Annotated in this window: 9 protein-coding genes and 1 tRNA gene; 3 read left to right on the forward strand and 7 right to left on the reverse strand. The window is 64.8% G+C overall.

The features are described from left to right. Window positions 1-26 precede the first annotated feature (26 nt). The 5 genes from IEX50_RS06765 to IEX50_RS06785 all read right to left on the reverse strand — a co-directional run bounded on the left by IEX50_RS06765 (window position 27) and on the right by IEX50_RS06785 (window position 7,014). A complete protein-coding gene (locus IEX50_RS06765) occupies window positions 27-731 on the reverse strand; it encodes a response regulator transcription factor (RefSeq protein WP_157175062.1) in 705 nt (234 codons plus the stop codon). Between the two features lie 116 nt (window positions 732-847). Continuing rightward, window positions 848-3,841: a TonB-dependent receptor gene (locus IEX50_RS06770; RefSeq protein WP_308419284.1), complete on the reverse strand. Its 2,994-nt coding sequence runs from the start codon at window positions 3,839-3,841 to the stop codon at window positions 848-850. Between the two features lie 913 nt (window positions 3,842-4,754). Continuing rightward, window positions 4,755-5,471 (reverse strand): replication protein A, encoded by a 717-nt coding sequence (locus tag IEX50_RS06775; RefSeq protein WP_229673700.1) that lies wholly within the window; start codon window positions 5,469-5,471, stop codon window positions 4,755-4,757. 28 nt (window positions 5,472-5,499) lie between these two features. After that, window positions 5,500-6,747 carry a tyrosine-type recombinase/integrase gene (locus IEX50_RS06780; RefSeq protein ID WP_157175060.1) on the reverse strand — a complete coding sequence of 416 codons (1,248 nt, stop codon included), beginning with the start codon at window positions 6,745-6,747 and terminating at the stop codon, window positions 5,500-5,502. A 180-nt stretch (window positions 6,748-6,927) separates the two neighbouring features. After that, window positions 6,928-7,014 (reverse strand) — tRNA-Tyr (locus IEX50_RS06785). Window positions 7,015-7,154: 140 nt separating this feature from the next. Between IEX50_RS06785 and rlmB the strand changes: the two genes are divergently transcribed. Beyond that, complete coding sequence (rlmB, locus tag IEX50_RS06790; RefSeq protein ID WP_157175059.1) at window positions 7,155-7,904, forward strand: 23S rRNA (guanosine(2251)-2'-O)-methyltransferase RlmB; 750 nt, start codon at window positions 7,155-7,157, stop codon at window positions 7,902-7,904. Between the two features lie 197 nt (window positions 7,905-8,101). Here the strand turns inward: rlmB and IEX50_RS06795 are convergent, their stop codons facing one another. Further along, window positions 8,102-8,419 (reverse strand): 2Fe-2S iron-sulfur cluster-binding family protein, encoded by a 318-nt coding sequence (locus tag IEX50_RS06795; protein ID WP_157175058.1) that lies wholly within the window; start codon window positions 8,417-8,419, stop codon window positions 8,102-8,104. An 84-nt stretch (window positions 8,420-8,503) separates the two neighbouring features. On the opposite strand from IEX50_RS06795, the gene IEX50_RS06800 reads away from it, so the two are divergent. After that, a complete protein-coding gene (locus IEX50_RS06800) occupies window positions 8,504-9,121 on the forward strand; it encodes a DNA-3-methyladenine glycosylase family protein (RefSeq protein ID WP_157175057.1) in 618 nt (205 codons plus the stop codon). 77 nt (window positions 9,122-9,198) lie between these two features. Beyond that, on the forward strand, window positions 9,199-10,281 hold the full coding sequence (locus IEX50_RS06805) for a polysaccharide deacetylase family protein (RefSeq protein ID WP_157175056.1): 1,083 nt from the start codon (window positions 9,199-9,201) through the stop codon (window positions 10,279-10,281). A gap of 134 nt (window positions 10,282-10,415) precedes the next feature. Here the strand turns inward: IEX50_RS06805 and IEX50_RS06810 are convergent, their stop codons facing one another. Next, window positions 10,416-11,894 carry a lipopolysaccharide biosynthesis protein gene (locus IEX50_RS06810; RefSeq protein ID WP_157175830.1) on the reverse strand — a complete coding sequence of 493 codons (1,479 nt, stop codon included), beginning with the start codon at window positions 11,892-11,894 and terminating at the stop codon, window positions 10,416-10,418. Between the last annotated feature and the right edge of the window lie 12 nt (window positions 11,895-11,906).

Below are 11,906 nucleotides of genomic sequence, written 5' to 3' on the forward strand. Positions count from 1 at the left end.
AGCTCGCTGGGCATCCAGACCGTATTTTACATCTGGGGATCGACGTTGCCGGGTAGTCCAAGGACATATCCGGACTTGCGTACGGTCTGGAGCAGCGGTGCGAGGCCCGGGCGGTCGATCTCTTTGCGCAGGCTGCTCACATAGACGTCGATGACGTTCGTTCCGGGATCGAAATCAAGGTTCCAGACCTTTTCGTAAATCATGGACCGGGTGACGATCCGACCCTGGTTGCGCATCAGGAATTCAAGCAACTGACGGGCACGGGGCTGCAGGAGCAGCACCTGCCCCGCGCGCTCCGCGCGCGAGGCGAGCAGGTCGAGCGTCAGGTCCTCGCAGGTCAGCCGGGTCACCACGGTGGCGGATCGTCCTTGTCGGCGTTGCAGGACTTCGAGGCGGGCGATCAGCTCATCTATCTCGAACGGCTTGATGAGATAATCGTCGGAACCGGCGCGCAATCCCCGGACGCGTTCATCCGTCTTGCCGATCGCGGAAAGAATGATGACCGGGGTATTGACGCCTTCCGCACGTATGGTTTGTAGAAGAAGAAGGCCGTCCATACCGGGAAGCATCCGATCGAGGACGATGCCGTCAAAGTCCTGCCGCCGCGCCAGTTCGATACCGCCGCTGCCGTCCTGTGCCCACTCCACGTCATAACCGGCCTTTTGCAGGCCCGTCAGGAGATAGGTACCGGTCGCCACGTCGTCCTCGACGACCAGGATTTTTCTTTGCACGTCCGATTACCCTGTCTTGCCTGCTCGCCTGCCGGCCATGCCAGCCTGTCCGGCCGATGTCCGTCTTGGCGATGGGACGACGCGTTCCACAGAACGCGCCGCCTCCGTCACACAGCTTAAAAGTTCAACCGAACGCCGCCGAGATAACGCCTGCCGAAGCTCTCATGCTCGATCTGGCGCGTGGCATTGCCGCGGAAGCGGATACCCGGCTCGTTGGTCAGATTGTTGGCGTCGAAGTACAGCTGCACGGCCTCGTTGATCGAATAGCGCAGCGAAACGTCCAGCCGGCTGACATCCGCCCAGTAGGTGTCGCCGATGAAGGCGTCCGTTCCGATCGCGTCTAGATAGCGCGACTGCCACTGGTAGCTGACCCGTGCCGACACGCCATACTGCTCGTAATATCCCGACACGTTGTAGATCCGTGCGGAGGCACCGGGCAGGTCGGTCTTGCGCTTATCGGGCGTCGTCGCCTTGGAGTCGTTGATCGTGACGTTTGCATTGAGGCCGAAGCCTTCCATCCACTCCGGCAACCCGACACCGCGGACGACCGCTCCCAGCGGTTGGACGAGCGCAAACTCAATGCCCTTGATATGGCCGCCCTCGCCGTTCGCGATCGTCGAGTAGCGATAGGTCGAGCGATCGATGCCGTTCGAATTGAGCACGTCTAGATCGAAAGACGGCAGTTCGACATCGTACAGAATGTCTTTCAGGTTCTTGTAATAGGCGCCGACCGAAAAAAAACCGCGCGATGGCATGTACCATTCGAGATAGGCATCCACGCCCTTGGCGCGTTCCGGTTTGGCCAGCGGATTGCCGCCCGACACGATCTCGTCCGTATCGCTGAACGAGAAGTTAGGGCGCAGCTGGTCGTAATCCGGCCGTGCCGCACCCGTGTTCCCAGACAGACGCAGCTTGAACTCGCTGTTGAGGTTCCAGTTCAGGTGGACGCTCGGATAAACGAAGGTGTTGCCGCCGGACACGTTCGTCTGAACGAAGCCCGCGCCCGTCTCGGCCAGCGCGGCGCTGCTGTTGTTCACCCGTTCGACGCGCGCGCCGTACACGACATTGCCCCAGTCGAACGACGTCGTTGCCATTGCATAGCCGGCGATCACCTCCTCGCTGACTTCGTAGTTGTTGCGTTCGCTGGTGTTGGCCTGGACACGCGCCGCACCCGCGTCCACGTAGCTCTTGAACAGATCCTCGCCGACCTGGCTGGAGAAGTAGCGGAAGCCGTAACCGAGCGGGAACTTGCCCTTGTAGGGATCGTCGATGCTGATCGTCCGCTGCGTCGGCAGAGCCAGGCCCGCGGCGCGCAGATTGGCGGCCGTCGCTTCGAGGACCGTCCGGGTCGACGTCTTGGCGCGCTTGTCATACTCGCCACCGAACTGGAACAGCGTGTCCGCCCCGAGCAACGACAGGTCGTGCGCGATGTCGAGCTTGCCCGTATAGGCATCGGTCCGGTCGAGCTGACGGTTGCGCGTCATCGTCTGGAAGGCGAGTTCGTCGGGGCCAATGAACGGCCGTTCCGCACCCTTGGAAAAGGTGCCGTTGGCGTTGCGGACGGTGTCGTAGAACCGCAGTTGCGTCATGTCCGGGTTCGTGAAGTCATAGTCGATCGTCGGCCGGGCGGTGAACGCGGCTGGGCTGCGCCACGACGTACCGAACGGCGGCTTGCTGCGCGCGTCAGCGCGCGTGAAGTTCGCGCGCCATGCTGCGCGCCAAGTCCCCAGATCATGGTCGCCGCCGAGCGTGTTGGTGAAAATGCTCTGCCGTGACGAGTTGCTGTTCAGGGTACTTTCGATCTCGACCCCGTACAACGTGCCCTGCACCGGAGTGTTGCCCGTGCGAATGTCGGCGTAACCCGTCCGCGGCTTGGACGCGGGCGTTGCAGTGTCCGTGGTGCGCACCGCATCCTGATCCAGGTCGAAGACATAAGCGTTTCGCAGTTCGTCGTCGCGAAACTGGGTCCAGATCGAGCTAGCGAAGATCTGATGCGCGCTGCTCGGCCGCCATTCCAGTCGACCGGTGAGCGACGTGTTGCTCCGGGTCAGCCGATACAGCTTGTTCTGAGTCCCGGAATTCCAGATCCGCGTCTCGCGGCCCGGCTCCAGATCCTCCGGCGCGATCTCGTAGGCGTTTTCGAAATTGTCGGTGACCATCTTGCGTTCGTAGCGCGACGCCGAGAAGAGTACGCCGATCGTGTCGTTGGCGAACCGGTCAGAAATGAAGCCGTTCACATTATACTGCGCGCCCTGACCGAGATCGTTGTAACCGGCTCCTATGTCGGCAGCGAGCTTGAACCCCTTGTAGTCGAACGGACTGCGCGTGATGATGTTGATGTTACCGGCAACGGTCTCACCAGGCATATCGGCTGTGACTGCTTTCCGAATGATCGTCTTGCTCGCAATCGCCGACGGGATCGTGTCGAAGCGCGCCTGGCGGCCGTCAGGACTGATGACGTTCACGCCGTCGAAGGCGAGCGTAGTCCAGTTGGCGGGTGCACCACGAAGGCTGATATAACGTTCCTGCCCTTGATCGCGGCCCACGCTGACACCGGGGACGCGGCTCAACGCAGCGGCAATGTTCTGGTCGGGGAAACGGCCGATGCTGTCGGCTGCGATCACGTCGACCAGCGAATTCGACGCCCGCTTGATCTGGATCGCGGCCTGTTCCGATTCCGCGATGGGGCGGGAGCCGGAGACGATGATCTCGCCGTCATTGGCCTGCTCCGGGTCGAGCGGAACTGCGACTTCGGCGGTTTGGCGGTCCGTCACATCCACCGTCACGGTGCGGGTCTGCATACCGAAAAAGGAGACGGTCAGACGTTGCTGGCCGACCGGTGCGCGCTGAAGCAGGAACTGACCGGCGGAGTTGGTGACGCTTACGCCGTCGCTGCCTTCGACGCGGACTTCCGCGCCCGTCAACGGCGCGCCCGCAGTATTGGTTACCTGGCCCGAAATCCGGCCTTCGACCGACGGTTGCTCGCCTGCGCCAACCGCAACGGTCGCGTTAGGCTGGGCTTCAGCTTGTGCGGCGGCCGCAGGTATCAGCGCCGCCGTGGCAACATGCGCAAGCATAAGGCTGCGTCGACTAAGACGTGACGATAACATTACATGATTTCCCCGGAGGTCCAGCGCTAGTATCGCGTGACGTGGAATGAGACTTTGAACAGTCAGTAGGTTTCTACAATTACCAATGGCGCGTGAGGCGAGTCATAATTATATTTGGACTTGTGTATGCTTTGTCGAGATCACTGCCACCATTGCCAACATTTATTCCCTGTATCGTTCTCTGTTCGCGGCTGCGATATGAGCCAGCAATTGCGCTTTTGTGACGATGATGAATTATTAGGAAATATTAATTGTTTGGTATTGTTGGGGAAAGGGATCGCCGCTCTTCCGTCGTGATTCGAGTGGCGGAGAGTGTGCGAGCGGACTTAAGGCGGTTGCGCAGGTGGCCAATGGGGCGGGACGCGGGCAGGCGCGTGATCAGCTGCCGCCCTACGCTTTGCCACGCCATCCAGCGTTCCCCGGCGCGGCGTCGGACGCCTCGCCTAGGTCCGACGGGCGTCCGGCCCCGACGAAGTTGCGACCCCAAATTACACGCTTTTCCCCCCGCCTCGCCTGCCCGCTTTTCGTGTCGCTTTTCCTGCACTGTTTCGAGCAGTCCAGATTGGCCCGAAACCCGCGCACCACGGGCGGTTCTTCGAGCTCGTTACAGGTCAGATCGCTCCTGCGGATCCCTGCAGTCGGAAGCCATTTAAGCTCGGGCCAGGTGACGAGGTGGAATGGCGGCGTTGAGGTCAGTTGTCAGCGCCTATGCCTGCTCCTGCCCACCCCGCGGGGAGTTCGCCGCGAACACGATCTCGCCGGCAGAGAGCTGAGATATCCGCTTGCTCTCCCCGGAGAGTCTCGGGGCGGCGCAGCCGCACCGTCTGACATCGAGGTATCGCTGTCGGTCGTAGGATTTGAGCTGGGGCATCGTCTGATCAGACCCTTAAATTACGCACGGCGAAGCCGTTCCTCATCCTTCATTCCTACTTTGGCCTGATTCATCCCGCTTAGCGGACTCGCGCTCCTGACTAGCGACCGCCTCGCCGAAACGAGCCAAAACGGCGGCGAGCAATGGGTCGCTGATACGCGTCGCCATCTCTTCGCGGAGGGGAAGCGAAGCGACCATGCGGTCGGTCTCGGCCGCGTCGCCGGCGCGGCGGGCTTCGTCGTCGACCGGCCTCGGTGCCCGGCCGACGATTTTCGCGACCAGGGCGCGGGCCTTGGCGGGTAGATCGAGGCGATAGGCGTTGCTGGCCTGCTTCACCTGAGGCCCCGCCCCTTCGTTACCGGTTGGTTCGGTGCGCCGGATCCAGTCTAGGAAGCCGTGCCGCTTCAGCGCCGCCAGGGCGTCGAACACGGCCGTCCGCCCGCGCCTGATCTTCTGTGCGATCGTGTTGATCGCCGGATCGAGCCGGCCGGTCCTTGGGCAGCACATGCGGTAGAGCTGCCGCAGCACCTCCAGGCCGATATGGCCAAGCGGCCCGTTGCGCTTGCCCTGTGCACGGTACTCGACGTCATATGCCTGAGCCGCACGCATCCGTGCGCCGACTTCCGACTTCGGCACCGGACGATAGAAGCGGTCCTCTCGTTCGCCGACGTTGTAGCTGCAGCGGTGGATCGGCTGATAGGTGCGGGCGGCCTTTTGCTTGGCGCCGCCGAGGATCTCGCCGAAGGAACGCGCGGTCATGCCACGGCTCCCAGACAAGCAACATCGCCTAGTGGCGACGCCCTTCCACAAGGGACGCCACCGGCCGCAAGCCCTCGAGCAGCATGTCTGCCCAAGCTTGCGCCAGCGCACGGCGGCGCGGCATATACGCGGCGCGGTTGTATTTGCTCTCCACACCAGTCGGCAGATGCGCGAGCATTAGGTCGATGATTGCCCGGTCGGCTGGTCGATCCATCTCGTCTGCCCGCTCGTTCATCAGCGTCGAGAACGTCGATCGCCAACCATGAGGGACGTGGCGCCCCTGATAGCCCGGCAGTCGATTGTAGAAGTAGCCGACTGCATTCTCGCTCATCGGCTTCTTGATATTGTGGTTGCTTGAAAAAACGATCCCGCTTTTGCCACTGAACGTCTTTGCAACCTCGAGCAGCTCCACTGTCTGTCGGGCAAGCGGGACTAGGAAATCGTACCGCTCGTCCTGCTTTCGGTGCTGGCGCAGTTTCATCCGCTCGGCCGGGACCTGCCAGAGCGGCGCAGGGCCATCCAGATCGTGCAACTCCGACCAGGGCAATAAACGAACGACCCCGGGACGGACCGCAGTAAGCGCGATGAACCGCGAGGCCAGCTTGGTGAGCGGATGGGCTGTCGAATTCTCGGCCGCGATCAAGAAATCCCTCGCTTCCTGCAGGTTCAGCAGCGCTGGATATCGTTTCGTGATCAACGGCGCCAATGCGCCAACGATCACGGCCGCTGGGTCGCTGGTCGCCTTGCTGTCGGCGATTGCATAGCCGAACACGGCCGAAATCCGCTGACGAACTCGTCGCGCGGTCTCGATCGCGGGCCGGGCCTCGATCGTCCGAACGACCGTCAGCACTTGGTCCGAACGAACCGTCGCAATATCCTGCTGCCCGATCACCGGGAAGACGTAGTCCGTCAGACTGCGAATGACGTCGTCCGCGTAGTGCGGCGTCCAGATCGCCGACTGGAGCGCATGCCACTCCCGGGCGATCGTCTCGAACTTCCGCGAGTGTTCGACGTCCTGCGGTGTCGACTTGGCTCCTGGATCCTGTCCGTCGTGAAGGAGACGACGTGCGTCGTCGCGCATCCGGCGCGCGTCCTTCAGGCTGACTTTCGGATACGGCCCGAACGTCAGCAGCTTTTCCTTCTGCTCGAACCGATATTTCAGCCGCCACGAACGAAAGCCGGTAGTCGTGACGAACAGGTAAAGCCCCTCGCCGTCCGCCAGCTTGTATGGGGCCGCGCGTTTCTCCGCCGCCTTGCACTGAATATCCGTCAGCATCGGGTACCCCCAAGGCCGGAAGGCGATACCCCGAGAGTACCCCCCGGTTGGTGATGCTGTTGCGGATAGCTACGGTACATTGTGGGACGTCGTATCGCGCCGAAAACCCTACAGTGCAAAGGTTTTTGCGGGCTCTCGGGACGTCGCGGTATCTTGCGGAACCTCCCCAAATTAGGGAGTTGGTGGACAGGGTAGGGTTCGAACCTACGTAGGAGAAACTCCGGCAGATTTACAGTCTGCTGCCTTTAACCACTCGGCCACCTGTCCACAGGCGTCCCTTGCGGGAGGCGGCTCAATGACGAATGCCGACCCGGCTGTCAACGCCACTCGTCGCCCCATGGTGCAGTAATCCACATGTTTGGACGGCCACGATTGGCTTATCCGCGGCGACCGGGCTAAGGGCCGCTATGCGCAAAGGTCATCGCCCCTCATCCGCCGCCCCCGGCCGTCCCCGTATCTGGGGCAAGCATCCGGTTCTCGCCGCCCTCGCCAACCCGAACCGCGACGTCCGTCGCGTCTGGGGCACGCAGGAGGCGCTGGCCGGGCTGGACATCGACAAGTCAATCCCGATCACCTTCGCCCAGGGTCCCGACCTCGGCCGGCTGGTGCCGAGCGACGCGCCGCACCAGGGGCTGGTGATTGAGGTCGAGCCGTTGCCCGACATCTGGCTCGGCGATCTGCTCGAACTGGGTCAGGACAATGAACGCCCGCTCGTCATGCTCGATCAGGTCACCGATCCGCACAATGTCGGCGCGATCATGCGGTCGGCCCTCGCGTTCGGCGCGCTTGGCATCATCACGCAGGACCGCCACTCCCCGCCCGAATCCGGCGCACTGGCGCGGTCGGCATCCGGCGCGCTGGAGGTCCTGCCCTGGATCCGCGTCGTGAACCTCGCCCGCGCGCTCGACGAGATTGGCGAGGCCGGCTACTGGCGCATCGGCCTGACCGGCGACGCCCCCCGCACGCTCGACGAAGCGCTCGGCACAGCCAAGCTGGCGCTCGTCATGGGCTCGGAAGGCGAAGGCATGCGCGTCAACACCCAGGCCCACTGCGACACCCTCGCCCGCCTGCCGATCAGCGACGCGGTCGAAAGCCTCAACGTCTCGAACGCAACCGCGATCGCACTCTACGCCGCGTCCACCCGCAAGCTGGGCTGAGCACAGACTACACGTACCGTACCCCCGCGCAGGCGGGGGTCCAGCTCCGCACTCCGATCCGGATCCCCGCCTCCACGGGGGCACTAAGCCCGTGTCCACGCACCGACAGTTCCCCGGCGCAGGCCGGGGCCTAGGTGAAACGGCTGCGTCCAGGCCCCGGCCTGCGCCGGGGAACGACTAAGAGGCAGTCGCAGCCCTCAATCCTCCGGCGCGATCGCCACCTTCAGCCCGTCGAGCGCCTCATCGAACGGGATCTGGCACGACAACCGCGACGTCGGCGTGCGCGCGTCCGAACTGTCGAGCAGGTCGTCCTCGTCCGCGTCCATCGGCAACAGCTTGTCGGCAAACGCCGGATCGACCACGATGTGGCATGTCGCGCACGAACAGCATCCGCCGCACAGTGCGAGCAATTCGTCGATCCCCGCGTCGCGGATGACCTCCATCACCGACAGCCCGGCTTCGCCTTCGATCGGATGTTCGGTCCCGTCGCGCGTGACGACAATCAACTTGGGCATTAGGGCATCCTTCCGACGAACCGTCCTGGTCGCGCTATGTCCGCGTGCCCCGGCGAACGCAAGCGTAGCAGACAGGTCAAACGCATGGGATTGAACGCGGAAGACCTCGACGCCGGCCTCACCGCGCTGGCGGCGATCGAACCGGCGTTCGCGGCCAGCATCGGGCGGATCGGCATGCCCGCGCCGCGCATCTACGACCGCGGCCACGCCACCCTGCTCCGCACCATCGTCGGGCAACAGGTCAGCGTCGCGTCCGCCGCCGCGGTCTGGACCCGGCTGGAGGCGCTCGTCGGCCCCGGCCTCCCGCTCGACACCCTCGCGACGATGTCGGACGAGACACTCCGCACCGCCGGGCTCTCCCGCCAGAAATCGGCCTATGCGCGCAGTCTCGCGGACGAGGTGCTGACCGGCCGACTCCATCTCGACGCGCTCCCCGCCGACGACGAAGCCGCGATCGCCGCGCTGGTCGCGGTCAAGGGGATCGGCCGCTGGTCCGCCGAAATCTACCTGCTGTTCGCCGAGGGGCGCCCCGACGTCTGGCCGGCGGGCGATCTCGCGATCCAGATCGAGGTCGGCCGGCTGCTCGGCCTGCCGGCGCGTCCGACCGAACGCGAAACCCGCGCGCTGGCCGAACCCTGGCGGCCACATCGCGGGGCGGCCGCGATCTTCGCCTGGGCGCATTACAACACGCTCGTGCTCTAGAACCGTCCGCCACTGGTCAACGAACGACGCCTGCGGTATCAAATTTTAAACCGGTCCAGGTACAGGACCGTCTGCCTATGGATAGTTGGAACGTACATGATCTGCCGACGGCCGCCACGGTCGAGTCCGGGCCGGTATCCGCCGACCAGGAATCGTCCGGGGTGAACGCCGCCGCGCCACGCCGGCTCGACCGTCCGCCGGTCGCCACCGACCGCGCCACGTTCGCGCCGGACTTCGGTTGCCGCTTCGCGATCTTCGGCGATGCGGAAGAGGAATTTGACTGGACACAGCCGGTCCGCCGCGATGCGCGCGCCACCACCGCGATGCTGGCACTGCCCGCCGCCAACCGGCGGTTCATCGACCGCGGCATCGTGCCGACCTATCTCGTCGACTACCCCGTGGTCGAAACGCCCGCCAGCGCCGAGGCGGTCCGCGCCATGATCGAAGCCGGCGAATGCGAGGTTGGGACCCAGCTCCACCCCTGGGTCAACCCGCCCTATGACGAGGTCGTGTCCCAACCCAACAGCTTCGTCGGCAACCTGCCGCGCGCGCTGGAACGCGCCAAGCTCCACGCGCTGACCACTCAGATCGAGGTCGCCACCGGCGTCCGCCCGGTCATCTACCGCGCCGGGCGCTACGGCATCGGCCCGAACACGGCCGGCCTGCTGGCGGAGGCGGGCTACCGGCTCGACGTCTCGGTCCGCGCGCTGTTCGACTATAGCGACCAGACCGGCCCCAATTTTGCCGCCCACCCGGTCTGGCCCTGGTGGGTCTCGCCGACGATGCTCGAACTGCCGCTGACCGCCGGCTACACCGGCCTCCTCAACCGCCACTCCCAGCTGCACCGCCACGTCACGCTACGCGGCCCGCTCGCACGCCTGCGCCTGCTCAACCGCGTCGCGCTGACGCCGGAGGGGATGCCGCGGGCCGAGGCATTGGCCGTGATCGACCGGCTGCTCGAGGAGGGCATCACGCTGTTCAGCCTGTCGTTCCACACCCCCTCGGTCGTCCCCGGCCACACGCCCTATGTGCGCGACCAGGCCGATCTGAAGACCTTCTGGAGCTGGTGGGACGCCGTCTTCGACCGCTTCGACCGCCACGGCGTCAAGCCCGCCCGCGCCAGCGAAATCATCGCCGCCGCGGTGCCAAGGACCGCATAACCAACCGTCAAGTTCCCCGGCGCAAGCCGGGGCCCAGGTGAAACCGCGTCACACTGCTGTCGAAGCGTTGAGGAAGCCGCTGCTGCAAAGCCCCACCGAGGCCCCGGCCTTCGCCGGGGCACGAATTGCTCGGGTTACCGCCGCAGCAACAGCCGCATCGCCTCCAGCACCGTTGTGCGCGCAAAGGTCATCACCAGCCCGCAATACACCGCACCCCCAACCACAACGAGCACCGCCAGCCGCAGAGCCGGGCTCCGCATGTCGATCAGCTGGTCCACGCCCAGCACCGCCAGCGCCATCACGATCCCCGATCCCAGCCCCGGCAACGCCGCACGAACCATCGCCTTCGCGGTCACCCCGATCACCGGCATCGCCAGCCATGCGGTCGCCAGCATCAGCAGCGGCGTCCCCCACGCCCAGGCACTCGCCAGCCCGATCCCGCCGCCGATCGCATGGATTCCGACGATGAACGCCACCGGCATGATCACCGCGCCGCACGCGCTCACCCGCACCTGCACGCCCGGCTGCCCCAGCGCGGTCGCGGCCGGCGAGAACAGGATCTGCATCGCCAGCGCCGGCATCGCCAGCGCCACGATCCGCACCAGCGGCACCGCCTCCGCCCACTTCTCGCCCAGCACCGTCAGGATGAGCGGCTCGGCCGTCGCCGCCAGCCCCAGGCAGAACGGCGCCGCGATCAGCATGACGATCCGCGCCGCTTTGCCGAACCCGTACGCCACCGCAGCCCGGTCGTTCTGAATTCGCGCATAAGCGGAAAAGGCAACGTCGTTCAGCGGCGGGATGAACTTGGACGTCACGATCTGCGAAAGGAACAGCGCGGTCGTGTAAAGCCCCAGTTCATGCGGCGCGAGCGCGCGCCCGCCGATCGCGACGTCGGCCTGGGTCTGCACGAACCACAGGAACTGGCTCAGGATCATCGCGCCGCCGAACATCCAGGTGCCGCCCATCCCGGCGAACCGGAAACTCGGCCACACCAGCGCGCGCGCCGCGATCGTCATGCCGATCGCCCGGGTCCAGAACAGCGCGATCGGCGCCATCACCAGCGTCCACACCCCCGCCCCCGCCAACGCACAGGTCAGCGCAGTCAGCGCCCCCGCGATCGCGCCGGCGAAATTGACCTGCGCCTCCCGCCGGAAATCCATCCGCCGCGCCAGCAATGCGGACGGCAACGCGATGAACGGGGTCGAGATGTAGATCAGCGCCTGTACGCGCAGCATGTGCGTCACCATCGGCTGCCGGAAATACGCGGCGGCGAGCGGCGCCAGCAGCACCTGCGCCAGCGCGATCGATCCATTCAGCATGATCAGCAGGCCGAACACCTGCCGCACCTTGCGGTCGTCGATCTCCTTGGCCTGGATCAGCGAACTGGCGAACCCGTATCCGCATAGCAGGTTCAACAGCACCAGGATGCTCTGCGTCATCGCGAACAGCCCGTAATCGGACGGCTGCAGCAACCGGATGACGAAGAACGTCGCGGTCCACATCACCATCTGCGCCGCGAACTGACTGCCCGACCGCCACAGCACGGCCGTCATCACCCGCTTGGCAAAGCCCGCGGGTTCGCCCGCATCCGTGATTCGCTCTTCCGGCACCATCCCGCTCATTAC

It is taken from the genome of Sphingomonas prati (assembly GCF_014643515.1).
Classification (GTDB): domain Bacteria; phylum Pseudomonadota; class Alphaproteobacteria; order Sphingomonadales; family Sphingomonadaceae; genus Sphingomonas_R; species Sphingomonas_R prati.